The organism is Megalodesulfovibrio paquesii (genome assembly GCF_054653055.1).
In genome coordinates this window covers 325,280-351,657 of the sequence record NZ_BAAIGQ010000004.1, presented here as the reverse complement: position 1 = coordinate 351,657, position 26,378 = coordinate 325,280, and the positions used below count along the sequence as shown (strand labels likewise).

Genomic DNA, 26,378 nt, shown 5'->3' with positions numbered 1-26,378 from the left:
AACGCCCCGCTCAAGGAGTGGAGTGCCGCGCGCTTCCCAGCTCGTCAGTTGGGGCAGGAGCGCAGGATGGGACCGCCTTTGAAAAAGGCGGTCCCCTTGTTTCAGACAATGTACTTCAGATAATACCCGCAGGTCGGGTAGGCCCAGACGGTCTGGCGCAGGGTGGAGAGGGGTATGCGCGAGCGGATGGCCAGGGCAAAGAGGTTGATCATCTCCTCGGCCATGTGCCCGACCAGGTGTGCGCCCAGGAGCCGGTCCCCGTCTTCGTCCAGGATGACCCTGGCCAGCCCGGCCGTCTCGCCCAGGCGCTTCCAGGGAAAGGATTTGGCCAGGTTGGAAGTCTTGACCCGGTGCGGCAGGCCCTCGGCCTCCGCCTCTTGCTGGGACAGCCCCACGCCCGCCAGGGGCGGCAGGGAAAAGCAGACACTGGGGATGCCCGTGTAGTCCACCTCGGCCAGCGGCCGGCCCTGGCGCAGGGCCAGGATGTTTGCCGCCGCCGCGGCGCCTTCCAGGCTGGCGCTAGGGGTGAGGTTGAAGGGCGTGGCCGCGCAGTCACCCACGGCGAAAAGGTGCGGCACGGCCGTTTGCATGGTCGCAGACACGGCGATGCCGCGGCCATCGGCCGAGAGGCCTGCGGCGGACAGGGCCAGGCCCTCCACATCGGCCATCCGGCCGGCAAAGTTGAAGAGGGCATCCACCTCCAGCTGGCTTTGGCCGGCAGGGGATTCCAGGGTCAGCACCAGCCCGCGCTCGGTGCGGGCCGCGTGTTTGACCGAGGTCTGCATGCGGATGTCCAGTCCCGCCTCGCGGGAAGCCGTGGCCAGCACATCCACGCAGTCCTCGTCAAAGCCGCGCAGCAGGCGTTCGGAGCGATGCAGCAGATGCACGGTGGCGCCGGCGCGTACGGCCAGGCCGGCCAGCTCCAGGGCCACAAAGCCGCCGCCGATGCAGGCAATGCGCCGGGGCAGTTCTTCGAGCTCCAGGAATTCGTTGGAAGTGGGCAGCTCCCCATATCCCGGCACCTGCATGGGGCGGGGCACGCGGCCGCTGCAGATGGCGATGTGTTCGCCGCGCAGGATGTCATCGCCCACCTGGACCCGGTGGGCATCCAGGAAGCGGGCAGCGCCGTGATAGGTCTCAATGCCTTCATGCTGATAGGCATTTTCCGCATAGTCCGGGATGGGCCGGGTGAAGCTGCGGACGAACTCCATCAGCGCCGGCCACTCGATGCGCAACTGGCCGGCAAGGCCGTGCGGGGCCATATGTCGCGCCGCTTCGATCAGCTCGGCCGGTCCGAGGAGGACCTTTTTGGGGTTGCAGCCGCGCAGGGGGCAGACACCGCCGAAGAGGTCCTTTTCGATCATGGCCACCGAAAGCCCGCCTTCGCGGCAGGGCGAAGCCACCGCGCCACCAGCAGGGCCGGCGCCGATGACAATCACATCATATGTTTGTTCCATGGCTGCTCCTTGGAGGATCTGCAGAGCAAGAGGATTGCCGCCAGGAGGACGACAGAAATGTGAGCCTGGGTCAATCAGTAGGCAAAATGGCGGGTTTTGGGAAGGGAAAAGGCGTCCTGGATGGAACTCGCAGGACGCCTGTCGCGATGCCGGGGCAGCCAGGGCGGGCCGGATGCGAATTCGATCGAGTTCAGGCAGGCTGGGCAGCCACCGAGGCCACCTCGGCCAGCTCGTCCACAGAGAAGACGGCGTTCAGATCCAGCAGAATGCAGAACCGTTCGCCCATGCGGGCCATGCCGGTCATGAAGCGGGTGTCGATGCTGGCCCCCAGACGCGGGGGCGGGGAGATGGTGTCCTGTGGAATTTCAATGACTTCCTGAACAGAATCTGTCAGCGCGCCCAGGAGCACGGTGTCGCCGCCCACAGACAATTCCATGATGATGACACAGGTATGCACCGTGACGGGCGCAGGCTCCATGCCGAACTTGACGCGCAAATCCACCACCGGCACGGCCTGGCCGCGCACGTTGATCACCCCGCGCATGTATTCGGGGGCCATGGGGATGCGGGTGGTTTCCGCGGCGTCGAGGATTTCCCGTACCGAGCCGATATTGCAGGCAAATTGCTCTTCACCCAGCGAGAATGTCAGGTGCTGGTTGAGCTGCGAGGTCGCGTCGCTCATGCCGGCCTCCGAAGGGGGTTGCAAACTTGGCCGCACTGGAAAAGATCATGCGCGGAAGGGCCCGGTGCGGCAAAACATCAGGCCCTCCCTATGGTTGCGACGAACTAGGCGCAGCGGCTAATAGCGTTCGAATTCATCATCGGCAATGTCGTCCTTGAGATCCAGCCGGACGCCGCCGGAGGGGGTGGGGCTGGCCGGCTTGGGGCCACGCCCGGCGGCAATGGCCGCCTTGGGCTTGGCAGTGGCCAGGGGCTTGCGGACCACCTGGGCCTGGGTGGTGGCGGCGGGCCGGCGAATGCCCGTGCCATCCACGCGGAAGAAGGACATGGTGCCCTGCAGTTGCTGGGCCTGGCTGGAAAGCTCCTCGGAGGTGGAGGCCATTTCTTCCGAGGCCGATGCGTTCTGTTGCACCACCTGATCCAGCTGCTGGATGGCTTTGTTGATCTGGTCGGCGCCGGCATTCTGCTCGTTGGAGGCTGCGGCAATCTCCTGCACCAGCTCTGCAGTGCGCTGAATATCCGGCACAATCACAGTGAGCATCTGGCCGGCCTTTTCGGCAATTTCCACACTGGTTGAGGAAAGATCGCTGATTTCGTTGGCCGCCGCCCCGGAACGTTCCGCCAGCTTGCGCACTTCCGCAGCCACCACGGCAAAGCCCTTGCCGTGCTCGCCGGCGCGGGCGGCCTCGATGGCGGCGTTCAGGGCCAGCAGGTTGGTCTGGCGGGCGATTTCTTCAATGATGGAGATCTTTTCCGCAATTTCCTTCATGGCCGAGACGGTTTTGCCCACGGCTTCGCCGCCTGCCTGGGCATCCTTGGCGGCCTTGAGGGCGATGCGCTCGGTTTCCACGGCGTTTTCGGCGTTCTGGCGGATGTTGGCGCTCATCTCTTCCATGGAGGAGGAGATTTCCTCCACGCTGGCTGCCTGTTCCGTGGCGCCCTGGCTCATGTTTTGGGCCGAGGCGGAAAGTTCCTCGGAGCCGGAAGCCACGTTGTCCGAGGCGCTTTGCACCTCGCCCACCACCTCGCGCAGGCGGCCGACCATCTCATTAAGGGCCTTGGCCAGCGCGCCGACTTCATCCTTTTGATTGATGTCCAGGGTGCGGGTGAAGTCGCCCTGGGCCATGGCTTCGGCGAAGGTAACCCCCTTGGTGATGGGCCCGGTGATCATCCTGGTGATGGCCCAGGCCAGGACCAGCCCGATGAGAATGGCTGCGGACAAGCCGATAACCAGCACGCGCGAGGCATTGCCCATGGCTTCCACTGCGCCGTTGCCAACATTGGTGGTGGCGTCCATGCCAGCCCTGGCGATGGCGACAACCGTTTGAGTGGCCTCATCGCCCACCCGGGACCGGTCACTATTGACCTGCTCCAGCTGCTTCCAGTTGGTCGTAAAGCTCAGGATTGCCTGCTTGTACGCGGCAGCCGCCTTGCGGCAGGCGGCAATCTGGTCCAGGTTGACCTGCTTGCGGGTCACCGCTTTGAGCTGGTCAAACACGGCTTCCAGCTTGTCAAAGGCCTTGAGGGCCTCGTCCATGATGGTAATGTCCTGCCAGGCCATGGCCTTGATGTTCATCAGGCGCGCGGTGGTGGTGTGGGTGATGGCCTCTTCCACCCACTGGATCTTTTGCTGGCGTTCCTGCAGAGCGCTGGCGGGCTGGCCCGAGGCGATTTCCCGGGCAAGCTCCCCATGCTGGTCAGTGACAAAGGCATTGATGTTTTTGACATATTCAGCTGAAGCCACTTCCATGGCGCCCCGGGCTGCGAGCATGCCCTGCACGCTCTCCCGGGTTTTGGTCATCAGCGATTCATATTCGGCGATGGATTTTTCCGCAGCGGGGATTTTTTCCCTGAGTTTGACGAGTCGTGGGTATTTATCCGCATGGGCACGCAGCAGGCGCAGGGCTTCCTTGAGCTGGGTTTGCGCGGTGGTGGCTTGCTGCCAGAACGCCTCTTTCTGGGTAAAGGCGTAGCCGCGCATGGCATACATGAGGCTTGCCGTCTCGCGTTCCACCTCGCCCGCCATGCCCACTTCCGGGATGAACTCCTGGACGAGCTGCGTGGCATCATCTTCCACGTCGCCCATGTTCCAGATGGCCACCCCCCCCAGGGCGCAGGAAATGAGAATCAATAATCCGAAGCCCGTCCCGATTTTATACGCCAGTTTGAGGTTCTTCATGCACGCCCCCAGAGTGGGATTCTAGCGAATTGTAGGGAATGATTCGAGAATTTAGCCGTGTCTGTTGGTTTTTAGCCGACAAACTATAATTACGAGATAAAAAGCGAAACCGCAAGGGTGGGAATGCGATTTGGTAATGCGCGTGCGGGGATCTTGCCAGATTCCCCATGGATGTCTACGAGATGAAAAAGACGTGCAACGGAGGATCAAGGCATGGAAGTGTTGGCCGTGATTGTTATGGTGGTCCTGGCCGCCGTGTTGTTCAAGGTCATCCTGCCCAAGGGCGGGATTGCCGGCTGAGGAAGCGCGCCGGGCTGCGGGTCGCAGCCAAGAAAAAAGCCGCATCAGAAAAAGCGGCCATAACAATACAGGGGGGATTCCCGGACTATCCGGGAATACCCCCTGCCATTTTCATGTGGAGCAGGCGCTCAGCCCGCAGTAGGAATGGCGCGCACGCCACCCATGTATGGCACCAACGCCTCGGGCAGAACCACGCTGCCGTCGGCCTGCTGGCCATTTTCCAGCACGGCCACCAGGGTGCGGCCCACGGCCAGCCCGGAACCGTTCAGGGTGTGGGCCAGACGGGATTTCTTGTCTGCCTTGGCCTTGCAGCGGATGGCCGCGCGGCGGGCCTGGAAGTCCTCGCAGTTGGAGCAGCTGGAAATCTCCCGATAGGCATTCTGGCCGGGCAGCCAGACTTCCAGGTCGTACGTTTTGGCTGAGGAGAAGCCGATATCCCCGGTGCAAAGCTGGATGACGCGGTAATGCAGGCCGAGCTTCTGCAGGATGGACTCGGCATGCCCGCGCATGGTTTCCAGTTCGTTGTAGCTGTCTTCTGGGCGGCAGATGCGCACCAGCTCCACCTTGTTGAACTGATGCAGGCGGATCAGGCCGCGGGTGTCCTTGCCGGCGCTGCCGGCCTCGGAACGGAAGCAGGGTGTGTGCGCGCAGTAGGCCCTGGGCAGGGACTCCTCGGGCAGGGTCTCGTCGCCGTGCAGGTTGGTCACGGGCACTTCGGCCGTGGGGATGAGGTACTGTTCCGCGCCTTCGAGCTTGAAGAGATCTTCCGCAAATTTGGGCAATTGGCCTGTGCCATAGAGGGTCTTGGCCGTGACGATGGCCGGGGTGGCCACCTCGGTGTAGCCGTTCTCCAGAGTGTGCACGTCGAGCATGAAGGCGGCCAGGGCGCGCTCCAGCCGGGCAGCCCATCCCCAGGAGACAGCAAAGCGGGCTCCGGAGATCTTGGCCGCCCGTTCAAAGTCCAGCCCGCCCAGGGCCGCGCCCAGCTCCCAGTGCTCCCTGGGGGTGAAGTCGAATGAAGGCTTCTCGCCCCAGACGTGGAGTACGGGATTGTCCGCCTCGGACGCACCCACGGGAGTGCTGGTGTGGGGGATGTTCGGGCAGGCGAGCAGCCAGGTTTCCACCCGCGCGTCAGCCTCGGCCAGGAGCACATCCAGCTCCTTGATCCGTGCATTGACCTCGCCCATGCGGGCCATGAGTTCGTCGGCATTCTCGCCGTTGCGCTTGCGCTTGCCGATTTCGGTGGAGGCGGTGTTGCGTTCGGCCTTCAGGGCGTCGGTTTCCTGGATCAGCCGGCGGCGTTCGTCGTCCAGGGCCAGAAAATCGTCCACTTTGAGCACGGCGTTGCGGTGGGCCAGGGCCTGGCGGACAGCGTCGGGATCTTTTTGCAGGCGTTTGATGTCGAGCATAATCGTTTCTTCGTGGTTGGCGGAGGTGGGGGAACAACTTGTGGAAGGGTAGCGGAATCGGCAGCTGTGGTCCAGCCTCTGAAACAATGGTCAGGCGTAGGGTTCCAGGGTTCGGGCAAGGCGCCAGGAACAGGGCGGGCGAAGTCCCATGGCCTGCAGGTGGGGCAGGGCAGCCGCCGGAGGGGCAAGGCAGACGAGTCGGCCAGCCTCCAGGGCCAGCACCTGCTGGCAGAGATCGAGCACGGGTTCCAGGTCGTGGGTGGAGAGAATCTGCGTCATGCCGGCGGCCTGATTTTCTTGTATGATGTCGCGCAGTTCCAGGGTGGCCGGATGGTCCAGCCCGCTCAGGGGCTCGTCCAGCAGGAGCACAGCCGGGTTGGCCAGCAGGGCGGCGGCGATGGCGCATTTGCGCTTCTGGCCGTGGGAGAGCGTCTGGATGGGGGCATCCCAATGCGATTCCAGGCCCATGCGCCGGGCCATGCGCCGGGCCTGGGCTTCGGGGGTGGCGGCAAGCCCCAGCAGCAGATCTTCCCCCACCGTGGCCCCGAGGCACTGCAACTCGGCCTCCTGAAGCACCAGGCGGACGCGGCTGCGCAAGGCCCGTTCCTGGCCTGGAGACACATGGTCCCCAACGCGCAGGGTGCCGGTGGTGGGGGTGAAAAGCCCGGCCAGGACGTTCAACAACGTGGATTTGCCGCTGCCGTTGAGCCCGGCCAGACAGGTGATGGTTCCCGGCTCCAGATGAAACGAGAGATCCTGGAGTGTTGCCGGGCCATCGGCATAGGCAAAGCCAAGGGTGGAGGCGGAAATCATTTTGTCATCACGGGCTGGAGGTGATAGCACAGACACGCAAGGATTGTTGCGGGCGTCTTTTCGTATCGCAAGAGCTGTCGCCGGGGCAAGAGGAGCAGGCATGTCATCCGTCATGGAATATCACACCGCCACCAGCCACGCGCGCGAACGGTTGATTGGCCGGGAGCTGGACTGGGCGAACCGGCCGGAAGTGTTCAAACGGTATGGGCAGGGCCTGGCCAGCCGGGTGCTGCCCCTGCCGGACTGCTCCTTTGCCGCGGCCCAGTCGCTGCCCATGCTGTTGCAAGGCGGGCTGGCCGCTCCGGGTCGGCCCAGTCTCCAGCGGCTGGCCAACATTCTGGGACTGGCTGCGGGCATTACCCAGACCCGCGTGCATGCCGACGGGCTCGCCCATTTCCGCAGCTGGCCCTCGGCTGGCGCACTCTACCCCTGCGAGCTTTATGTGGCCCTGGGAGAGACCTGGCAAGGGGGAGACGGCAGCGGCTGCCCCGAAGCCGGCCTGGAGCCCGGCCTGTGGCACCATCAGCCGGAAACCCACAGCCTTTCCCTGCTGCGGCATGGCGATGCCCTGGGAGTCGCGGCCCTGGCCGCGGGGTTGCCGGCTCCGGTGCCCGGTTCCGGAGCCCGGCTGTGCGGCGTGGTCTGCATTACCGGCATCTTCCATCGTTCTGCCTGGAAATACGGCGAACGCGCGTACCGGTATCTGCTACTGGACGCCGGGCATTTGGCCGAGAATCTGCTGCAGGCCCTGGCGCTGGAAGGCTTTGGCGCCATGTGGGCCGTGGATTTCAAGGATGATGCCATGAACGCGCTGCTGGGCCTGGATACCGAGCGCGAAGTCTGCCTGCTGGCCATTCCCTTTTTCAACGGTGCGGTGCCGGACGCCTTTGAGGAGGCCCCGGCGCAGGCCGGGCCTCTGGAGGATTTTCTGGATCGCACGGCCGCCCGCGAGGCCAGCCGCTGCGCTCCCGTGGAACCGCAGTGGCCGGGCATGCTGGCCATGCATCAGGCAGGCAATATTGATTCGCGGTTTGTGGGCCGGGCAGAGGACGCACCTTCGCCGGAAGGGGCCGCCTGCTTTGCCCAGCGCCCTGGTTCAACAGGTGTGCCGGGCGTGCCGGGCACGCCTGGTACGCCTGGTACGCCGGATGCGGGCATGGCCCTGCCCGCGGCCGAGGCGGTGTTTGCCGGCCGGCAATGGCCCTCTGCCGCGCGTTGCCTCCTGGCGCGGCGCAGCCAGCGACGGTTCTCGGACGCGCCTGTGCCCGCGGCCATGATGCACGCCTTGTGTCAGCTGCTGTCCGAGCGCACCCTGCAGGACCGTGGCAGCCGGCATCTGGCCGTGGCCCTTGCGCTGCGCCGGGTGGAAGGCCTTGAGGACGGGCTCTATGTGCTGGACAGGGTGCGGCGCACGCTGGCCTTGCTGCAAGGGGGCGCACCACATGAGATGCTGGCGGCCTGCTGTCTGGGCCAGCGTTGGATGGCCAGGGCGGCGGTGCAGTGTTATCTGGTGGCGGATCTCGCGGACTGCGAGGCGCGCCAGGGGCCGCGCAGCTACCGCGGCCTGGGTCTGGCTGCAGGCCGGCTGGGCGAACGCGCGTATCTTGCGGCCGGGGCACTCGGGTGGGGTGCGTGCGGCGTGGGGGCCTTTTTTGACGAGGAGGCCGCGGGATTTCTGCAACTCGCTCCCACGGCGCGGCTCCTGTACGCCCTGGCTCTCGGACCCATGGCGCAACCCTCCGGCCAACTTTTTTAAGTGGAATTGCTTGCGTTGCGAATGGGGCCTTGCTATGGCCTCTCCATCCGGCTATGTCTCTGGTAAAATGGAACCGGCTGCAATGACTGGCGACTGCCAATGTCCCGGCGCGGCAGCCCGAAACATCCACGCGTCATTACAGAAACGATCTGTCAAACACATGTCACCCCCAAGCTCAAGGAGAGGACAATGCCCATCGAAGTCAATGACGATTGCATGGCCTGTGAAGCCTGTGTGGAAATCTGCCCCGACGTCTTTGAAATGAACGAAGAAGGCGACAAGGCGATTGTCATCAATCCCGATTCCGATCTGGATTGCGTTGAAGAAGCCATCGACAGCTGCCCTGCCGAAGCGATCACCAAGTCCTGAAGTCGCTGGTTTCTTTCGAGTTGTATGAACCCCGGCCTGGTAGCCCCGGCGTATGCCTCGGCTTCCGGGCCGGGGTCTCCCCCCTCCCTTTTTCGGACCGCCCATGAACATCCCCGCCTGGACAGCCCACGTCCAACAGCTTGAGACGCCTTGCGTCGTGGTGGATCACGCGCGTCTGGAAACGAATATCCGCCGTATGCAAGACAAGGCCTCGACCCAGGGCGTGGCCTTGCGACCTCACTTCAAGAGTCATAAATCGTTCGCTATTGCCGGAATGCAGCTTGCTGCTGGTGCGGCGGGGCTTACCGTGGCCACGGCGGAAGAGGCCTGTGCCCTGCTTGATGCCGGCCTCGAATCCCTGACCTCCCTGACCTCCCTGACTATGGCCTATCCCCAACCCCAGCCTGCCAAGCTGGAGCGTTGCATGGCCCTGGCCGCGGCCAGGGGGGTGGCGCTGCAGTGTGTGGCCGACAGCCTGCCCGTGCTGACCGCGCTGGGCGAGGCCGCCGACCGCGCCCCCGTGCCAGCTGGTCGCGACGACGACGCCCGCTGGGGCGTGTTCATCAAGGTGGACGTGGGCCTGGGACGCTGCGGAGTGCCGCCTGAATCCGGCGTGCTGGTGGAACTGGCGCGCGCCATGAGCCGGTTCCCCAGGCTGCGGCTGGCCGGCATTCTCTCCCACGCCGGGCATGCCTACGCCGTGGCCGACCGCCAGGCTGTGGCTGTGGTGGCCGGAGATGAAGCCCTTAAAATGGCCCTGGCCCGGACCCGGCTGGAAGACGCCGGCTTCTCCCCACTGACCGTCAGCGTGGGGGCCACCCCCACGGCCCTGGCGGCGGAAGGGTTCCCGGGCATGCAGGAAATCCGCCCCGGGAACTATGTCTTTCTGGATTGTCAGACGGTGCGGCTCGGCCTGGCCACTCTGGATGCGCCTGCCATGTGGGTTCTGGCCACGGTGGTCAGCCGCAACTGGAAATACGCCATCCTCGACACCGGCTCCAAGACGCTCTCCTCGGATTCCGGCCCGCACGGGCTGCTCCAGGATCCTGAGGATGAAGACCTGCCCCGGCACGGCCTGGCCTTCCCGCTGCATCCGGAAAGCCCGGGGGACCTGGAGGGCTATCCGGTGGTCAAGCTTTCCGAAGAACACGGCTTCATGCTTCACCACGGTACGGGGCCGCGGGTGGGGGAGAAGGTCCGCATTCTGCCGGCTCATGCCTGCCCCGTGACCAACCTGACCGAACACCTCACCGTGGTCCATCCGGACGGTCGTCTGGAGTCCTGGCCCGTGCGCGCCCGGCCGGGGCGCAGGGCCGCTGCCTGATAACAGATCGCACGTGTAGCACGATGTAGATGCAATCCGAGCACGAACCGCATACGCCCCTTGCCGTGCATGTGGCGGCTGGTGTACTTTGGCGCGCCGGTCAGTTCCTGGCTGTACGACGGCCGGAGGGCAAACCCCTGGCCGGGTTCTGGGAATTCCCCGGCGGCAAGCTGGAGCCGGGAGAAACGCCCGGAGCCGCCCTGGCGCGGGAACTGTGCGAGGAATTGGGTGTGGAAGTCTTGTCGGCCGTGCCGTTTCATGTCACCACGCATCAGTATCCCCACGCGCATGTCACCCTGTATTTTTTTCATGTGGACGATTGGCGCGGCGCGCCGCACCCGCATGAGGGGCAGACCCTGCAGTGGTGCGATGCCCGTGATGCGGCGACATTGCCGTTTTTGCCTGCCGACGAGGGCGTGCTCGCCCTGATCCGTGCCGATCAGCAGCGGCTGCGTCCCACGCCGCAGCGCCGGCCCGAGTGCCGGCATAGCCAAGGAGCAAGCATGCGGATTATCGATTTGATGGCCAAAGGCCAGTTTGTTTCGCTGGAGTTCTTTCCTCCCAAAGAGCAGGAAAAATGGCCGGAGTTCTACGGCGAGGTGGAGCAGCTCAAGTCGCTGCGTCCGCTGTTCGTCTCCGTGACCTATGGTGCCGGCGGCTCCACCCGGGACCGGACCCTGGAGCTGGTGGCCGCCCTCAGAGGGCAGCACGGGCTTACGCCCATGGCCCACCTGACCTGCGTTGGGGCCGAGGAAGCCGCCATGGCCGAATACCTGGACGCCCTGGCCGCGGCCGGCGTGCGGAACATCCTGGCCCTGCGCGGCGACCCCCCCAAGGGCGAATCCCGCTTCATTCCCAGTGACGCCCGGTTCCGCCATGCCAGCGATCTGGTGGCTTTCATCAAGGCCCGGCATCCTGAAATGTGCGTGGGGGTGGCTGGATACCCGGAAAAGCACCCCGAAGCCGCCAGCATGGAAGCGGACCTGGACGCCCTCAAGATCAAGGTGGACGCTGGCGCGGATTTTATCGTCACCCAGCTCTTCTTCGACAATGCCTCATATTTCAGCTACGTGGAGCTGGTGCGCGCCAGGGGGATCGCCCTGCCGGTGCTGCCGGGCATTCTGCCGGTACTGTCCATGGCCTCGGTGCAGCGCATGGCGGCCATGTGCGGGGCAGGCATCTCCCCGGCCTATCAGGCCGAACTGGAAGCCGCGGAAGCCATGGATCTGGCAGCCAAGGAACGCGGCGAGGCAGCCACGGCTGTTCCGGATACCGGCATTGCCCACGCGCGGGAACAGGTGCTCGATCTGCTGCGCCACGGCGCGCCCGGGGTGCATCTGTACACCCTGAACAAGGCCGCCGCCTGCCTGCGCATCGTCAAGGACAAAGACGTGTGCCCCCTCACGGGCAGCTGCTGACGCGCAGACACGCCATACTTCGTCAAGAGAAGACGGCCAGCCCCGGCAGGGACTGGCCGTCTTTTGTGGTGTTGGGCACGGGGAAGAATGGGCTGGCCGGCGGCCGGGGCTACTCGGGCGGGGGATAGACGTTGGGCGGCGTGGGCACGAGCTTGAGCGGCGCGTCATTCCCCTGGCTGGGAGACGCGGGGGGGGCAGTGGCGCCAGGATTAACCGGCGGATCGAGCGGGGGGGATTTTACCGGGGATTTCGGCTCCGGGGCGGTTGCCTTGGCCGGGGCAGCGGTGGCGTTGCCTGCCACGGAGGGCGCGGTGGGCGCAGTCGCGGGGGGCGTGGCGGGCTTGGCTGCGGCCGCCTTGTCAGCAGCGGCCTTGTCAGCAGCGGCCTTGGCGGCGGCGGCTTTTTTCGCGAAGACGTCGGGCACGGCGGCCTTGGCCGGGGTGTTGCGGATCTTGAACTCGGTCGCATCCAGCACGCCCACACCGGCCGGCACGCCCTTTTTGGTCAGGGCGGCGGCGGCTTTGGCGGCAGTGGCATAGGTGGGATAGACACCGGCATGGACGGCATACCGCGTTGCTCCGCCCGCTGCGCCCGCGCCATTTTTCCCGCTCTCTCCGCCAGGCAAGGAGAGGATGCCACCGTTTTCCTGGCCCCGATCCACCAGCGCCGCGAGGGATTCCCGGGCCGCGGCCTCATCGGGGTACAGGCCCGTCTGGACATAAAGAGTCAGCGATTCCAGATCAATGGGCTCGGCACTGCCCCCGGGGGTGATGCGCAAGGGCGCCTTGACAGTATGGGCCATTGTCTCCCGGGCCTGCAGGGCCTCAGGCAGTGAATCGAAAATATCCAGCCGCACGGCAAAGACCGCGCTGCCATTGGCTGCCTGGGTTTCGAAAAGGTAGGGGGAGAGGCCCTTTTTACGCAGCTGATCAGCCAGGACACGGGCCGGGTCCTCGGCATCAAAGCGTTCGGCCATCACGGCAAACTGGCCTTCCGCAGGCGAGGAGGCTGTTCGGTTGGCCACCTCCTGCTGGGCGCTGGCCGGTTGGGCAAGCAGCAGGCAGGCAGCCAGGACCGCCAGCAGCCCGAACACGCCACGACGCATGCATCCTTGAACAAAAAGCCCCTGCGTGCGCATTGCAAAACCTCCGGCCCGCAAGGCGGCCAGGCGAGTGGTTCATATCCAACCGGAGTAAATACTATAGAAAATCTAGATAATCGCAAGCACTTTTGCCATCCTGGAGGCAGGATGCCACCCTCCGGCGGCAAACTCCAGTTTGTCAAATCCCTGCCTGCTGGTGTAGGGTGCTGGCCATCGCGGGAAGCATGTGGGGGCACCAGGCGGGATAACGCGAATTATGCATGGAGATTCGCATGGATGTCATCAATTGGGACCAGTCAATGCTCGTCGGCGTGGCGCAGATTGATGCCCAGCACGGCCTGCTGACCGACCTCATCAATCAACTGCATCAGGCGTATATGCAGGGCCAGGACAAGCAGCTCATCGCGCCCATCATCAACTCCCTGCATGACTATGCCCAGGTGCACTTTGCCACTGAAGAAGCGCTCATGCGCCGTTTTGAGGATTCCTACGGCGAGCTGACCATACATTTGCAGTTGCATTCCCAGTTTTTTTCCAGGATTGTCGATTTTCTTCTGGCCTATGTCAGCGATCCTGACGGCGAGTTGACCCCGGAACTGCTGGACTTCCTGGTTGACTGGTGGAAAACGCACGTGATTGGGATTGATGCCCGCTTTGGCCAGTTTCTCAATCAGCACGGTGTTATGTAGGCATACCATATTTTCCTGGGGAGGGCCTTCCGGCCGTTCCCAGCAACCGCCTCTCTTAAGGAGCACGCAGGCATGGGCGCACAGCAATTCGTTGTGGCCGTGGCAGGCGCCACGGGCGCCGTTGGCAGAGAAATGCTCAAGATTCTGGAAGAGCGCAACTTCCCCGCATCCAAGGTCATTGCCTTGGCCTCCTCTCGTTCCGCGGGAACCACCGTGCCCTTCAAAGACACCGAGCTTGTGGTGGAGGAGTTGACCGAAACCTCCTTCGAGGGCGTGGACATTGCCCTGTTCTCCGCCGGCGGCAGCACCTCCGAGAAATTCGCGCCTTACGCCGCCGCTTCCGGCTGTGTGGTGATCGACAATTCCAGCGCCTGGCGCATGGATGACCGCTGCCCGCTGGTTGTCCCCGAGGTCAACCCCGATGACCTGGACTGGCACCATGGCATCATCGCCAATCCCAACTGTTCCACCATCCAGATGGTCGTGGCCCTGAAGCCCCTGCATGACGCCGCCACCATCACCCGCGTGGTTGTCTCCACCTACCAGGCCGTGTCCGGCACCGGGCAGAAGGCCATTGAGGAACTGGAGCGGCAGGTGCGCGGCCTGATGAACGGCCAGGATGTGGAAAACAAGGTCTATCCCCACCGCATCGCCTTCAACGTCCTGCCCCAGATCGACGTCTTCCTGGAGAATGAATACACCAAGGAAGAAATGAAAATGGTGCACGAAACCAAGAAGATCATGGGGGATGACTCCATCCGCGTCACCGCCACGGCGGTGCGCGTGCCGGTCTTCTTCGGGCATTCGGAATCCGTGAATATCGAGACGGAAAAGAAGCTTACCGCCAAGGAAGCCCGGGCCATCCTCGCCCAGGCCCCCGGCGTGCGCGTGCTGGACAACCCGTCCGAGAAGATTTACCCCATGCCCGTCAATGCCGGCGGCATGGATGAAACCTTCGTGGGCCGCATCCGTGAGGATGACACCATCGACAACGGCCTGAATCTGTGGGTGGTGGCTGATAACCTGCGCAAGGGCGCAGCCCTGAACGCCGTGCAGATTGCCGAAACCATGGCCGCCCGCGGCATGGTCAGCGTGCGTGACCGCAACGTGTTTGAATTGAAATAAGGCGGGGGGCTTCGGCCCCCCCTGAACCAAGCCAGACTGCAATCCCCAACCAGCTTGGGACGGGAACAGCGCGAGGGGACCGCACTGCGGCAGGAGCGAGAACGGCTCACCCCTCGCGTTTTTCCGTTTCCCCGGAGATGTCGCATGGATGTTCGCATGGACGTGCTCGACAGCCAGGCGTTCCTGGAACGGCTCCTCAACCAGCCCCGGCCCGGCAGCCAGAACTATCTGGCCTGCTACAACCACCAGATTCGCGCCTGCACCACAGACCCGGCCCTCATGCTCCTGCCCCTGGACGATCACATCGTGCACCGCGGCGACGGGCTCTTCGAAACCCTCAAATGGGAAGACGGCCGGCTCTACCAGCTCACCCCGCACATCGGCCGTCTGGCCCGCGGCGCGGCGGCCATCCACCTGAACCCGCCCTGCCCGTGGGAAGAAATCCTCTCCCTCACCGTGGAGACTGCCCGCGTGGCCAAACGTCCTCACGGCTATGTACGCATTCTCCTGGGCCGCGGCGTGGGTGGCTTTGGCATCGACATGGCCGAGTGCCCCGTGGCCTCGCTGTTCATCATCGCCTACGCCTACACGCCCAAGCCCGAGTCCTTCTACGACAAGGGCGTGACCGCGGCCAAGGTGGCCACTCCGGCCAAGCCGGACTGGTTCGCCCGCATCAAGTCCACCAACTATCTGCCCAATGCCATGATGAAGCGCGAGGCCAAGGCACTGGGCGTGGACTTTGCCGTCTGTTTTGACGAGCATGGCTACCTGGCCGAAGGCGCCACGGAAAACATCGGCATGGTGGATCGCCACGGCAATCTCGTCATCCCCGAGTTCGACCGCGCCCTGGCCGGCACCACCATCCTGCGGGCCATTGAACTCATGAGCGACGAGATTCCCCTCATCCGCCGCCCCGTGCATGAGGATGAACTGGCCGAGGCCCGTGAAATCATGGTCATTGGCACCACCTGGGACGCCATCGGCGTCGTCCGCTACAATGACAAGCCTGTTCACGACGTCCGCCCCGGCCCGGTCACCCGCCGCATCCGCGAGCTGCTGCGCCAGGATTTACGCCAGGAAGGCGTGCTGGTGTACGAAGCCTAAGGGACAGGAAGAAAAGCACGAGAATGGACGGGGGAACTGAGTTCCCCCGCGCCCCCTCCGGTTGTTTTTTTGCGCCCCTGCCGTCTTCGGCAGGGGCGCAAAAAAACAGGAACAGGGGGTCCGGGGGGATTATCCCCCCGGGAAACATGTCTTGCCTCTTCACCAGGAGTCTTTCCATGGCGCACGGGTCCAAGAAGGTCATCATCGCGGCGTTGCTGGGGAACATGGCCATTGCCGTGACCAAGTTCGTGGCTGCGGCCGTGAGCGGCAGCGCGGCCATGCTCAGCGAGGGCGTGCACTCCCTGGTGGACTGTGGCAACCAGCTGCTGCTGTTATACGGGCTCAAACGCGCCGCCCGTCCGGCGGACGAGAAGTTCCCCTTCGGCTATGGCAAAGAGGTGTATTTCTGGAGCTTTGTGGTGGCCATCTCCATCTTTGGCCTGGGCGCGGGGGTGTCCCTGTATGAGGGCATCCACCACATGCTGCATCCCAAGCCCGTGGCGAGCCCGTGGCTGAGCTACCTGGTGCTCCTGGCCTCCATTGGCTTTGAAGGCTACTCCTGCAGCGTGGCCGTGCGGGAATTCAGGAAGACCAAGGGCCAGACGGGCTGGTTGCGGGCTGTGCGCGCCAGCAAGGATCCAGCCATTTTTGTGGTGCTGTTCGAGGATTTGGCCGCCATGGCCGGCCTGCTGGTGGCGCTTGCCGGCATCACCCTGGGGCATGTGACGGGCAACCCGTACTACGACGGCGCGGCGGCCGTGGGCATTGGATTGATTCTGGCCGGGGCTGCGGTGTTTCTGGCCTTTGAGACCAAGGGCCTGCTCATTGGCGAGGCTGCGGATCCCCGCGTGGTGGCCGCCCTGCGCCGGCACGCCGCCGCCCGTGCTGAGCTGGTGGGCATTACGGAAATCGCCACCATGCACATGGGGCCGGAGATGATTCTGGTGACCATCAGCGCGGATTTTCAGGACGCCATCCCCGCCGGCCGGGTGGAGGAGATCATCTGCGAGCTGGACGCCGCCATCAAGGCCGAGATTCCGGCCGTCAGGCGGCTGTATGTCCAGGCCACAAAGTGCCCGGTGCCAGCTGAGGCCACGAACGCAGGCTGAGACTCAGAAGGCGATGGCCAGCTGGGCCGAAACGGCGTGGCTCCAGGCATCCTGAAAAAATTCGCCCTCGTACTCCGCCTGCACCCGCCAGTCACGCGGCTCGTTGCCGAAAAGCCGCAGGGTGGCCTGCACGCTGCCGCCGTGACGGGAGGCGTGGTCGCCCTGCACGGTCATGGTTTCGGCATATTGCAGGAATGAAGCCTTGATGTCCCGCTGGTCCAGGGCACCCCGCCAGATCCAGCCCACCCGCACCGAGGGCCGCATCCAGACCGACTCGCCCAGCTGAAACTCGCGCTCCAGTTTCAGATTGCCCCAGCTGCGCAGGGAGTGGGCGTCCCGGCTGCGGACGTCCAGGGCCAGTTCCCCGGCATCCTCTTCGGAAACCCCGCCGTGGTGCTGCCAGGTCCAGGCCAGACCCAGTTCCGGCGTGAGGCGCAGATGCTCCAGGGCAACGCAATAGCCCAGGGCCAGATGCGAGGCCAGGGCCGAAGACAACGGCGAGGATTGGGCCGAGGTGGCCTGTCCGGGGTAGACGATCTCCCGTTCCATGGACTCCAGGGCCAGACTGCCCTGCAGCCCGGCGCGGGCCTGCCAGCCGTCCTGCAGCCAAAGACCGTACAGGCCGAGGGACAGATGGCTGGCCGTGATGCGGGCCTCGTCGCTATTGGCATCCATCCAGCTGCGCCCAAAACCGCCGGCCAGGCCCAGGGTCAGGGAGTCGGAGACGGCGGTTTCCGCGCCCACGTGCATCGCGCCCACCTGCCCGTGATACGCAACGCCGCCGGCATTGCCGGTGCGGGAAAGATCCGCGCCGGTGACATCCAGCCAGAGCTGACGGGGGACTTGCCGTGAGCCTTCGTGTGGCCGTGAGTCTTCATTTGGCCGCGAATCTTCGTGCTGTCGCGAGGACGCATCCCGCCGCAGGGCGTCCAGCCGGCGGCTAACAGTTCCTTCAAACAACTGTGCCTGACGCTCGCCAATGACGGTTTGCAGTTCATAGGCCTCGGGGCCCAGCCGCTGCAAGGACGGGCCGACCATGTAGCCGGACGCCGTGGTCATGAGCTGGTCCAGGGCGCTGGTGGCGTCGTAGAGTCCTCCCCAGGGGCTGACCTCGCCCAGGGGCAGGTTGTCGAGCAGGGCGCCGATGCGCGCCGCATCCCCACCGACGCCGGCAGTCCGGTACGAAAAGGCGGCGCCCACCAGCGGCTGTCGATTAAAATAGCTTGTTTCGGGAAGTTGTGGACTGTTGATTCGCAGCTGCAATCCTCCGCCAGCGCCCCAGCCGGCAATGGCCGCAGCTGTGCCGATGTACAGATCGGCCCCGGCAGGCACGGCCACCAGCTCCATGGAGGTGGGCAGACTGGGCAGGGCGAACTTGTTTTGAATCTCCCAGGCCGTCAGCCCGCGGACTTCCCAGGCAGGCATCATCCAGCTGCCCAGGGCATTGGAGCCGGCGGCAGGATTGTAGAATCGCACCAGCAGCAAAGGCTCGGCGAGCACCACCGTGCCCACGGTGGTGCCGGGCCAGAAGGGCGCATTGCCGCGAAACCGGGCATTGACCGTTTCGGCGGATTCATAGGCTTCAAGGGAGGAAGGCGGGAGCTGGGTCAGGGGCCATTGCTGGGCGTTGGCGGTCTGCCCGCCGCCGAAAATCCACAGCGCACACCACACCGCCACAATCATCGGGTACACGGAACGGCCGCGCATCGTCCCCCCTTGTGTTGCAGTCTGCAGTGACACGCAGTAACGCCAGCAGGACACGGGCGTACGAATTGACTGCACACACCGCACTGCATGCACGCGAGCGTAGCGGTCTGTTAAGCGATTGTAAAGAGGGGGGAATTGCGGGGGTCAGGCCACCTGGCTGATGCCGACAACCTTCCACATGCCGGCAGGAATCTCTGCCGTGGCGGCGTCGCGGCCAAAGTGCCAGATCTCTTCGACAATGTAGGGAGGTTTGTCACCCTTGGCCATGCGGACCCGAAAGCGCACGCTGGCCACTTCGCGTTCGCCGTCCTGTCCGCGTTCGCGGTCGAGGTCCAAAAAGGCGGCGTCCAGGGTCAGGATGGTGGTGGTGGACGGCGCGGGATCCTTGGCCGCCAGTTCCTGGAGATTGGCCAGCACCTGATCATCCACAAAGTCCCGTATATCGGCGAGATCGCGAGCGTCCCAGCTCTCCTGGATGCGGGCGTAGGCCATGCGCGCGCCCTGGAGGAAGTCGTCCTGGTCGAAGCCGCCCGAACTGCCAGCGCTGTTGGTGGCGGGGCTCCCGGCTTTTGCGGCCCGGGGATCTGGCGGGGAGGAACGGAGGGCGTCCCACATGGCCTGGGCGCGGCGGTAGGCTTCGCTGACTTCGCGCGGGCCGGGTTCCTCCTCCGGTGCGGTCTTGGCAGGCTGCTGCGGTGGCGCGGAGCTGGAAGCGGGGGTGTGTCGGGACGGAGGGCGCAAATCGCTAGGGGAAGGGCGGCCGCCGGGCTTGGGAGCGGGCGGGGCGTCCGATTCGTCATCGACGCCGTCCTTGGGCCGGGCAAACAGGAACCAGGCCATGACGAGCAACAGGATGATCCAGATAATATCGCCCATGATGTCGTCCAGAACCGGCAGCGCAGCGCGGGGTTACTGAATCAGCCCCAGGTTGCGCAGCAGGTGGATGAAGAGCTGCCGGTCAATGGGCTTGGGGATGTAGGAGGTGGCGCCGCCTTTGTAGTAGGCTTCCACCACGTTTTTGGGGTCATCCAGGGCCGTGGTCATGACAACCTTGACCTCATCCGAGGCGCGCACACCTTTGGCACGTTCAATGGCCCGGATTTGTTTGAGGGCTTCCTGGCCGTCCATCTCTGGCATCATGATGTCCATGCAAACCAGATCATACGGGTTTTCGTTGTCCAAGGCGAGTTGAAACGCTTCCACTGCTTCGCGCCCGTTCACGGCCACATCGCACTCGCCGTAAGGCGACAGGATGGTTTGCATCAACTTTCTGCTGGTGAAGTCGTCTTCCACGATGAGCACGCGCATGCGGATTCTCCTAAGATTCGTGAGGCCACGCGCCGTAACAGGCTGCAAAAAGGAGTGCGAATAGGGGGATGTTACCGAAATAAACGAGGAACGCAACGCTTTTTTGCGTTGCCCAAGAAAAAAGCAAGGGCGCGCTGTGCAGTACACAGCGCGCCCTTGAGGGAGCCGGGCGCCCAACAGCGTCTGTTGCCGCTGCTCCCTTTCGGGCCTGACGGGGTTGGCAGCGCCATTGCCGCCCAGCTCCCTGAAAAAACAGGGTGGCGGAGAGGGAGAGATTTGAACTCTCGGTACCCTTTCGGGTACACACGATTTCCAGTCGTGCACCTTCGGCCGCTCGGTCACCTCTCCGCGGGAAGAGGGTTAGTACAACGATCGTCCAGAGAGCGCAAGGACTTTTTTCAAGAATCTGTTGTTGACAGCAATGAAGGGAAAAGGTACAAAGCCGTTCTTTCGCAAGGGCCGTTAACTCAGTGGTAGAGTATCTGACTTTTAATCAGAGAGTCGATGGTTCGAGCCCATCACGGCCCACCAGAAATTCAGGCAGTTAGACGCAGGTCTTGCTGCCTTTTTCTTTGGGGTGGGCTGTTTGGGTACGGTATGGGTACGGAAAAACAGACAACGGGCCGAGTGAAGCAGCCGAAAACAGCCCAGCCATACCGGACACAGGGCGCAAAAAAACCACTGTGGGAAAGGGCGCAGTCCAATCATCGAATTGCTTCGACCCTTGGCGCGGACTCGGGCCACAGTGGTTATTGAAAGGAAGTAAGCGCGGATGGGCTCGCCGTCAATGCGGGGAGCTTTCCCAGGCGGCGGGTATGACCTGCCGGCTTTCTTCAAGCCATGGATTCCTTGAGTGAGCCGTGCCGGGTTTGGCTCTATATCGATGCCCGGTGACAGCGCGCGACGTCCCTGGTAGGTTCACCTCCTGCCTGCGCTCGAATACGCCCACGTCTTCCCCTCCCTACGCCAGCTGGGCCAGCCCAAATACCAGTCCCTTGAGCACGTGCGGCGAATGCTAGAAACTTCCTGGACCTATCGTTTCACCATAAAATCAGGCCGGCGAAATCGCGTATAGTAGTATTGTTCCGACGAGGGGCGGCAGGTCCGTAGAGACGGGGCTGCTGGTAGGCGTCCAGGAGCCCGATGGCCAGCACGGCCTCGGCGAACACCGAGCCGCCCCCACGACCCTGGCCCTGGCCAGCCTGCTCTCCAACGGCGTCTCCTCTCCTGGACCGGAGTCTCCGGGGCCACGGGCTACAAGTTCTATAGCGGCGAAACGTCGGGCTTTGACCCCGAGAACACCGGCAAGCTGGTTTACACGGGCAGCGGGACGTCTGCGACGATGAAGGACTGAATGTGACAGCGCCGTCCGTGCACTACTTCCGGGTGGCGGCGACGAACTTGTTCATCCAGGATGTGGCGGAGTTGGCGTTTGGGGCGGAGTTGGGGGTGACGGGGTAGGGGTGGATTGCTGTGCCTGTGCCACGCCGCCGGCTGGAGTCGGTCTTTGACGGCCTGCGGCCCACAGAATTAAGCATGGCGTGCCGTTACTGGAGGGCTGCTCCGGAAACGGTACATCTGGAAGAACAGAGTGGGGACGGGGCATAACCCGACACCCCGGACTCCACCTTACGAACGCCGCGAATCTGTCCAGACTGACGGGGCCTCTTCTCGCTACGGAGAGCAGGAATGGAAAAAATAACCCTATTGTTCCTTTGCTGGGTGATCCTGTCCCCGGTACCTCTCTATGCGTTGCAGGGGAAAGCTGTCCGCATCACTGATGGCGACACCATCACTGTCCTGCGTGCGGACCATGTGTAGGTCAAAGTGAGGCTCTACGGCTTTGACGCGCCCGAATCGAAGCAGGACTTCGGAGCCCGGCCCAGGTTAGGGCGAGACAGTGGGCGGCGATGGCAGGGGCGGCGTGAGCTTTAGGGAGGCAGGTGCCCAGAAAACCCTAGGGCAATCCAGTTCAGGATGTTGGTGGGTTGGTGCTGGATGGATTCCCTCGTACTGGCTGCACTGGACGGAGCAGCACGACTGGGGCATATATGGACGCACTGCGCCAGTGCATAACAGGCCTTGTTTTTTCTGGTCGCCGTTGTTCTTCGGGTTTAACCGCAATGACAAATCGCCAAACATGAATACAAGTCAGCTCTCTAGCAAACTATGGGAAGCCGCAAACATTCTACGAGGTCCGGTCGATGCTGCTGATTTTAAGGCATACATCTTCCCGCTGTTATTCTTTAAAAGAATTTCTGATGTCTATGACGAAGAAATCGCAACAGCCATGGAAGAGTCTGACGGCAACATCAAATTCGCACAGTTCCCCGAGAATCATCGTTTCCAGATCCCTGAAGGCTGCCATTGGAACGATGTGCGTGCCAGGAGCGCCACTGTTGGACATGCGCTTCAAAAGGCCATGCGCTGTATTGAACAGGCCAACCCGGACACACTACACGGCATTTTTGGTGATGCCCAGTGGACCAATAAAGACCGTTTGTCGGATGCATTGCTCAAGAACCTGATAGAGCACTTCTCGTCGCTCAATCTGGGCAATGTATATTGCAAGGCGGACATCCTTGGTCAAGCCTACGAATATCTTATTAAGAAATTTGCCGACTTGACTAATAAAAAGGCCGGTGAATTCTATACCCCGCGCTCCGTGGTTGCGTTGATGGTGCGCATCCTTGCGCCCACAGCCGGCGAGACCGTTTATGATCCAGCCTGCGGAACCGGCGGCATGCTCCTTGAGGCGCTGCATCATGTCAAAGAGCATGGCGGCGACGAGAACCTCATGCTGGGTAAGCTCTATGGCCAGGAAAAGAATCTGACCACATCCTCCATCGCCCGGATGAACCTCTTTCTCCACGGTGCGGAAGATTTCCATATCGAACGTGGCGACACCCTACGCATGCCCGCCTTCTATTCAGGAGACAGCCTCGCCACCTTTGACTGTGTTATTGCCAATCCCCCGTTTTCCCTTGAAAAGTGGGGGGAAGACGTCTGGATCAATGATCCCTACGGCCGCAACTTCGCGGGATTGCCGCCAGCCAAATCCGGCGACTTCGCCTGGGTCCAGCACATGGTCAAGTCCATGGCCCGCAAGACCGGCCGCATGGCTGTGGTCCTTCCCCATGGCGTGCTGTTCCGCATGTCCAAGGAGGGCGAGATCCGGCGCAAGCTGCTGGAGATGGACATCCTCGAGGCGGTGATCGGCCTCGGCCAGAATATTTTCTATGGCACCGGCCTCGCTCCCTGTGTGCTCGTTTTCCGCGACCGCAAACCCAAGGCCCACCGTCAGAAGGTGCTGTTCATTGATGCCTCGAAGGAGTTCAAGACCGGCCGTGCCCAGAATGAGCTGCTTCCCGAACACGTGGACAACATCCATCGCTGGTACGAGGGTTATCAGGATGTGGAAGGAATCTGTCGGGTCGTCACCCTCGACGAAATCCGCGAGAACGATTTCAACCTGAATATTCCTCGCTACGTGGAGCCGGTGATCGATGAAGAATCCATGACCATTGATCAAGCCCTCGCCACCCTCAAGGAATCGCTGCGGGCGGCCTATGCGGCCGAGGATCGGTTGAAGGCGCTACTCAAAAAGAGGGGTTGATGGCATGAGCAACGCATCAACCCGAGTCGAGCGTGCGCAGAAACCACGGAAATGTCCCGAATGCGGGCAGGCCCCTCTGGCCAGCATCCTCTTTGGCATGCCCGCCTTCGATGAGAAGTTAGAACGAAAAATGAATGAAGGCCGGATCACGCTTGGCGGTTGCTGTGTCAGCGATGACGATCCAGCGTGGGAATGCACCCATTGCGGGCTCAAGATTTTCCGGAGACAGGAGCGGTGATTTCCCAATCCCAACTCGAATCCTATCTTTGGGGCGCAGCCATCCTGCTGCGTGGCACCATTGATGCCGGGGACTACAAGCAGTTCATCTTCCCCCTGCTGTTCTACAAGCGTCTGTGCGACGTCTATGACGAAGAACTGGCAGACGCCCTGGAGGAGTCCGGCGGCGACCAGGAATACGCCGCGCTCCCGGAGCTGCATCGCTTTCAAATCCCGGAAGACGCGCACTGGAATGCCACCCGCACCAAGGTGAAAGATGTGGGCACGGCCATTCAGGATGCCTTGCGAGTCATCGAGACGGCCAATCCCGATACCCTGTACGGCGTCTTCGGCGATGCCCAGTGGACCAACAAGGACCGCCTGCCGGATCGCATGCTGCGCGAGCTGATCGAACACTTCAGTGCGCAGGTGCTTTCGCTTGCCAATTGCCCGGAGGATGAACTGGGCGTGGGCTATGAGTTCCTGGTCAAGAAGTTTGCCGACGATTCCGGCCACACCGCGGCGGAGTTCTATACCAACCGCACCGTGGTTCATCTGATGACCGAGATGCTTGAGCCCATGCCGGGCGAGTCGATCTACGACCCCACCTGCGGTTCCGCGGGCATGCTGCTCTCTGCCGTTTCCCACCTGAAACGGCAGAACCGGGAGTGGCGGAATCTGCAGCTGTTCGGCCAGGAACGCAATCTGCTCACGTCTGCCATTGGCCGGATGAACCTGTTCCTGCACGGCATCGAGGACTTTCGCATTGTCCGGGGCGATACCCTGGCCCATCCCGCCTTTGTCGAGGGCGATCGGCTCATGCAGTTTGACGTGGTCCTGGCCAATCCGCCATATTCCATCAAGCAGTGGGACCGCGATGCCTGGGCCGCCGATCCGTGGGGCCGGAACATCTACGGCACCCCGCCCCAGGGGCGTGCCGACTATGCCTTCTGGCAGCACATCATCAAGAGCATGAAGGCCAGGAGCGGCCGCTGCGCCATCCTGTTTCCGCACGGCGTCCTCTTTCGCAACGAAGAGCAGGCCATGCGGGAAAAGCTGGTCGCTCACGATGTAGTGGAGTGCGTGTTGGGCCTCGGCCCCAACCTCTTCTACAACTCGCCCATGGAAGCCTGCGTCGTCATCTGCCGCATGCACAAGCCAAGGGAGCGCCGGAACAAGGTGCTGTTCATCAACGCGGTGAACGAGGTGACCCGGGAACGGGCCCAGAGCTTTCTGACCGACGACCATATCCAGCGCATTGTCGCCGCCTATCAGGCCTTTGCCGACGAGGACGGCTTCACCCGCGTGGTCAGCAACGACGACATTCGGCAGAAGGGCTGCAACCTCAGCATCCCGCTGTATGTGCGGGCGGGCAATGGTAATGGCAATGGGCCTGAAGCCGCCGACACCATCAGCCTTGCCCAGGCCATTGCCAACTGGCAGGAAAGCTCCATGGCGCTACGGGAGTCCATGGACGAGCTCTTTGCGTTGCTTGAAGGGCACACCGACCATGCACCCGGCGCCGGGAACCTGGCCGGGGCATCCAGCGAGCAACGGTCGAACTCTTGAAAGCGGACGATACCATGAGCGAACTGGATACGAACCATCCCGTCCCGGACTACGCGCATCTGCTTGCCGAGGTGAAAGAGCGCGTCCGCTCGGCACAGTACGCCGCCTTGAAGACGGTCAATACCGAGTTGGTCGGGCTGTACTGGGACATCGGGCGGCTGATTGCCGAACGTCAGGAAAAAGCCGGATGGGGCAGGTCGGTCGTGGAGCACCTGTCTGCGGACCTGCGGCGGGAATTTCCCGGAACCGCCGGCTTTTCGGTGCAGAACCTCTGGTACATGCGCCAATTTTATCTGGAATACAGCAGCCATGAAAGACTCCAACCACTGGTTGGAGAAATTGCCTGGGCGCATAATCTCGTCATCATGAGCAAGTGCAAGGACCCCCTGGAACGCGAGTTCTACATCCGCATGACCCGCAAGTTCGGCTGGTCCAAGAATGTCCTTGTTCACCAGATTGAAAACCAAAGCTACGAGAAGTCCCTGCTCGGCCAGACCAATTTCGACCAGACCCTGCCGCCCGCGCTGCGCGCCCAGGCCAAACTGGCAGTGAAGGACGAATACACCTTCGACTTTCTGGAGCTGGGGGAAGAACACAACGAGCGGGAGCTGGAGCGGGCGCTGCTGGCCCGCATCGAGGCCTTTCTGCGGGCCATGGGCGGCATGTTCGCCTTCATGGGCAGCCAGTACCGGCTGGAAGTGGACGGCCAGGAGTTCTTCATCGACCTGCTGCTGTTCCATCGCCGGTTGCGCTGTCTGGTGGCCATCGAGCTGAAGATTGGCGCGTTCAAGCCGGAGCACGTTGGCAAGATGCAGTTCTATCTCACCGCGCTGGACCGGCAGATCCGCCAGGAGGACGAGAACCCCTCCCTGGGCATCATTCTCTGCAAGGAAAAGCACCGGACCATCGTGGAGTACGCCTTGCACCACACCCACACGCCCATCGGCGTGGCTACCTACGAAATCACCCAGACGCTGCCCAGGGAACTGCGGGGCCACCTGCCCCCGCCGGAGGCCATCGCGGCCCTGCTGGAGGGGATTGACGAATGAGTGTGTGTCACCCTATACGTGCGGCTATGGCTATTGCGAGGATGTTCCATAACAAGCCGAGGCCAAGCGGAGGGTGCT

General features: G+C 63.1%; 20 protein-coding genes, 2 tRNA genes and 1 other RNA gene. 12 read left to right on the top strand and 11 right to left on the bottom strand.

The window, feature by feature from the left end; all coding sequences use genetic code 11:
• Positions 1-101 precede the first annotated feature (101 nt).
• The 5 genes from ACYQ00_RS04225 to ACYQ00_RS04205 form a co-directional block, all read right to left on the bottom strand.
• Positions 102-1,457 carry a dihydrolipoyl dehydrogenase family protein gene (locus ACYQ00_RS04225; RefSeq protein ID WP_460030925.1) on the bottom strand — a complete coding sequence of 452 codons (1,356 nt, stop codon included), beginning with the start codon at positions 1,455-1,457 and terminating at the stop codon, positions 102-104.
• A gap of 190 nt (positions 1,458-1,647) precedes the next feature.
• Positions 1,648-2,139, bottom strand: coding sequence for a chemotaxis protein CheW (locus tag ACYQ00_RS04220; protein WP_460030924.1), 492 nt, complete (start codon positions 2,137-2,139; stop codon positions 1,648-1,650).
• Between the two features lie 117 nt (positions 2,140-2,256).
• Positions 2,257-4,317 (bottom strand): methyl-accepting chemotaxis protein, encoded by a 2,061-nt coding sequence (locus tag ACYQ00_RS04215; protein WP_460030923.1) that lies wholly within the window; start codon positions 4,315-4,317, stop codon positions 2,257-2,259.
• A gap of 428 nt (positions 4,318-4,745) precedes the next feature.
• Positions 4,746-6,026, bottom strand: a complete 1,281-nt coding sequence (gene serS, locus ACYQ00_RS04210) for a serine--tRNA ligase (RefSeq protein ID WP_460030922.1) — start codon at positions 6,024-6,026, stop codon at positions 4,746-4,748.
• A 90-nt stretch (positions 6,027-6,116) separates the two neighbouring features.
• A complete protein-coding gene (locus tag ACYQ00_RS04205; RefSeq protein ID WP_460030921.1) occupies positions 6,117-6,839 on the bottom strand; it encodes an energy-coupling factor ABC transporter ATP-binding protein in 723 nt (240 codons plus the stop codon).
• Positions 6,840-6,939: 100 nt separating this feature from the next.
• Between ACYQ00_RS04205 and ACYQ00_RS04200 the strand changes: the two genes are divergently transcribed.
• From ACYQ00_RS04200 to metF, 4 genes are all read left to right on the top strand, one after another.
• Positions 6,940-8,595, top strand: coding sequence for a SagB/ThcOx family dehydrogenase (locus ACYQ00_RS04200; RefSeq protein WP_460030920.1), 1,656 nt, complete (start codon positions 6,940-6,942; stop codon positions 8,593-8,595).
• A gap of 189 nt (positions 8,596-8,784) precedes the next feature.
• On the top strand, positions 8,785-8,964 hold the full coding sequence (locus ACYQ00_RS04195) for a ferredoxin (RefSeq protein WP_460030919.1): 180 nt from the start codon (positions 8,785-8,787) through the stop codon (positions 8,962-8,964).
• Between the two features lie 103 nt (positions 8,965-9,067).
• The gene (locus ACYQ00_RS04190) at positions 9,068-10,288 is read left to right on the top strand and encodes an alanine racemase (RefSeq protein ID WP_460030918.1); all 1,221 of its coding nucleotides are present in this window, start codon (positions 9,068-9,070) and stop codon (positions 10,286-10,288) included.
• A gap of 29 nt (positions 10,289-10,317) precedes the next feature.
• On the top strand, positions 10,318-11,706 hold the full coding sequence (gene metF, locus ACYQ00_RS04185) for a methylenetetrahydrofolate reductase [NAD(P)H] (RefSeq protein ID WP_460030917.1): 1,389 nt from the start codon (positions 10,318-10,320) through the stop codon (positions 11,704-11,706).
• Positions 11,707-11,815: 109 nt separating this feature from the next.
• Here metF and ACYQ00_RS04180 read toward each other — a convergent pair whose 3' ends face one another.
• Positions 11,816-12,811 carry a hypothetical protein gene (locus tag ACYQ00_RS04180; protein WP_460030916.1) on the bottom strand — a complete coding sequence of 332 codons (996 nt, stop codon included), beginning with the start codon at positions 12,809-12,811 and terminating at the stop codon, positions 11,816-11,818.
• A 269-nt stretch (positions 12,812-13,080) separates the two neighbouring features.
• Between ACYQ00_RS04180 and ACYQ00_RS04175 the strand changes: the two genes are divergently transcribed.
• From ACYQ00_RS04175 to ACYQ00_RS04160, 4 genes are all read left to right on the top strand, one after another.
• A complete protein-coding gene (locus tag ACYQ00_RS04175) occupies positions 13,081-13,497 on the top strand; it encodes a bacteriohemerythrin (protein WP_460030915.1) in 417 nt (138 codons plus the stop codon).
• Positions 13,498-13,569: 72 nt separating this feature from the next.
• Positions 13,570-14,622 (top strand): aspartate-semialdehyde dehydrogenase, encoded by a 1,053-nt coding sequence (locus ACYQ00_RS04170; RefSeq protein WP_460030914.1) that lies wholly within the window; start codon positions 13,570-13,572, stop codon positions 14,620-14,622.
• Between the two features lie 144 nt (positions 14,623-14,766).
• Positions 14,767-15,726, top strand: coding sequence for an aminotransferase class IV (locus ACYQ00_RS04165; protein ID WP_460030913.1), 960 nt, complete (start codon positions 14,767-14,769; stop codon positions 15,724-15,726).
• 176 nt (positions 15,727-15,902) lie between these two features.
• Positions 15,903-16,835, top strand: a complete 933-nt coding sequence (locus ACYQ00_RS04160) for a cation diffusion facilitator family transporter (protein WP_460030912.1) — start codon at positions 15,903-15,905, stop codon at positions 16,833-16,835.
• Between the two features lie 3 nt (positions 16,836-16,838).
• Here the strand turns inward: ACYQ00_RS04160 and ACYQ00_RS04155 are convergent, their stop codons facing one another.
• The 5 genes from ACYQ00_RS04155 to ACYQ00_RS04135 all read right to left on the bottom strand — a co-directional run bounded on the left by ACYQ00_RS04155 (position 16,839) and on the right by ACYQ00_RS04135 (position 20,198).
• Entirely contained in the window at positions 16,839-18,542 is a 1,704-nt protein-coding gene (locus ACYQ00_RS04155; RefSeq protein ID WP_460030911.1) for an autotransporter outer membrane beta-barrel domain-containing protein, read from the bottom strand.
• Between the two features lie 144 nt (positions 18,543-18,686).
• Complete coding sequence (locus ACYQ00_RS04150) at positions 18,687-19,418, bottom strand: Tim44 domain-containing protein (RefSeq protein WP_460030910.1); 732 nt, start codon at positions 19,416-19,418, stop codon at positions 18,687-18,689.
• 33 nt (positions 19,419-19,451) lie between these two features.
• Positions 19,452-19,850 (bottom strand): response regulator, encoded by a 399-nt coding sequence (locus ACYQ00_RS04145; RefSeq protein WP_460030909.1) that lies wholly within the window; start codon positions 19,848-19,850, stop codon positions 19,452-19,454.
• Between the two features lie 153 nt (positions 19,851-20,003).
• Positions 20,004-20,099: signal recognition particle sRNA small type (gene ffs / locus ACYQ00_RS04140), an RNA gene on the bottom strand.
• Between the two features lie 9 nt (positions 20,100-20,108).
• Positions 20,109-20,198: transfer RNA gene (locus ACYQ00_RS04135), tRNA-Ser, on the bottom strand.
• A 108-nt stretch (positions 20,199-20,306) separates the two neighbouring features.
• Between ACYQ00_RS04135 and ACYQ00_RS04130 the strand changes: the two genes are divergently transcribed.
• The 4 genes from ACYQ00_RS04130 to ACYQ00_RS04115 all read left to right on the top strand — a co-directional run bounded on the left by ACYQ00_RS04130 (position 20,307) and on the right by ACYQ00_RS04115 (position 26,300).
• Positions 20,307-20,381: transfer RNA gene (locus tag ACYQ00_RS04130), tRNA-Lys, on the top strand.
• Between the two features lie 1,369 nt (positions 20,382-21,750).
• Positions 21,751-23,466, top strand: a complete 1,716-nt coding sequence (locus ACYQ00_RS04125) for a type I restriction-modification system subunit M (protein ID WP_460030908.1) — start codon at positions 21,751-21,753, stop codon at positions 23,464-23,466.
• 234 nt (positions 23,467-23,700) lie between these two features.
• Entirely contained in the window at positions 23,701-25,251 is a 1,551-nt protein-coding gene (locus ACYQ00_RS04120) for a type I restriction-modification system subunit M (RefSeq protein ID WP_460030907.1), read from the top strand.
• Between the two features lie 14 nt (positions 25,252-25,265).
• Positions 25,266-26,300, top strand: a complete 1,035-nt coding sequence (locus ACYQ00_RS04115) for a PDDEXK nuclease domain-containing protein (RefSeq protein ID WP_460030906.1) — start codon at positions 25,266-25,268, stop codon at positions 26,298-26,300.
• Positions 26,301-26,378 lie beyond the last annotated feature (78 nt).

Bases quoted from the DNA above. Each gene is read 5' to 3' on its own strand.
- ACYQ00_RS04215 (WP_460030923.1), bottom strand. From the start codon at position 4,317: ATGAAGAACCTCAAACTGGCGTATAAAATCGGGACGGGCTTCGGATTA.
- ACYQ00_RS04200 (WP_460030920.1), top strand. From the start codon at position 6,940: ATGTCATCCGTCATGGAATATCACACCGCCACCAGCCACGCGCGCGAA.
- ACYQ00_RS04205 (WP_460030921.1), bottom strand. From the start codon at position 6,839: ATGATTTCCGCCTCCACCCTTGGCTTTGCCTATGCCGATGGCCCGGCA.
- serS (WP_460030922.1), bottom strand. From the start codon at position 6,026: ATGCTCGACATCAAACGCCTGCAAAAAGATCCCGACGCTGTCCGCCAG.
- ACYQ00_RS04190 (WP_460030918.1), top strand. From the start codon at position 9,068: ATGAACATCCCCGCCTGGACAGCCCACGTCCAACAGCTTGAGACGCCT.
- ACYQ00_RS04145 (WP_460030909.1), bottom strand. From the start codon at position 19,850: ATGCGCGTGCTCATCGTGGAAGACGACTTCACCAGCAGAAAGTTGATG.
- ACYQ00_RS04150 (WP_460030910.1), bottom strand. From the start codon at position 19,418: ATGGGCGATATTATCTGGATCATCCTGTTGCTCGTCATGGCCTGGTTC.
- ACYQ00_RS04195 (WP_460030919.1), top strand. From the start codon at position 8,785: ATGCCCATCGAAGTCAATGACGATTGCATGGCCTGTGAAGCCTGTGTG.
- ACYQ00_RS04115 (WP_460030906.1), top strand. From the start codon at position 25,266: ATGAGCGAACTGGATACGAACCATCCCGTCCCGGACTACGCGCATCTG.
- ACYQ00_RS04165 (WP_460030913.1), top strand. From the start codon at position 14,767: ATGGATGTTCGCATGGACGTGCTCGACAGCCAGGCGTTCCTGGAACGG.
- ACYQ00_RS04160 (WP_460030912.1), top strand. From the start codon at position 15,903: ATGGCGCACGGGTCCAAGAAGGTCATCATCGCGGCGTTGCTGGGGAAC.
- ACYQ00_RS04180 (WP_460030916.1), bottom strand. From the start codon at position 12,811: ATGCGTCGTGGCGTGTTCGGGCTGCTGGCGGTCCTGGCTGCCTGCCTG.
- ACYQ00_RS04155 (WP_460030911.1), bottom strand. From the start codon at position 18,542: ATGCGCGGCCGTTCCGTGTACCCGATGATTGTGGCGGTGTGGTGTGCG.
- ACYQ00_RS04225 (WP_460030925.1), bottom strand. From the start codon at position 1,457: ATGGAACAAACATATGATGTGATTGTCATCGGCGCCGGCCCTGCTGGT.
- metF (WP_460030917.1), top strand. From the start codon at position 10,318: ATGCAATCCGAGCACGAACCGCATACGCCCCTTGCCGTGCATGTGGCG.
- ACYQ00_RS04170 (WP_460030914.1), top strand. From the start codon at position 13,570: ATGGGCGCACAGCAATTCGTTGTGGCCGTGGCAGGCGCCACGGGCGCC.
- ACYQ00_RS04220 (WP_460030924.1), bottom strand. From the start codon at position 2,139: ATGAGCGACGCGACCTCGCAGCTCAACCAGCACCTGACATTCTCGCTG.
- ACYQ00_RS04175 (WP_460030915.1), top strand. From the start codon at position 13,081: ATGGATGTCATCAATTGGGACCAGTCAATGCTCGTCGGCGTGGCGCAG.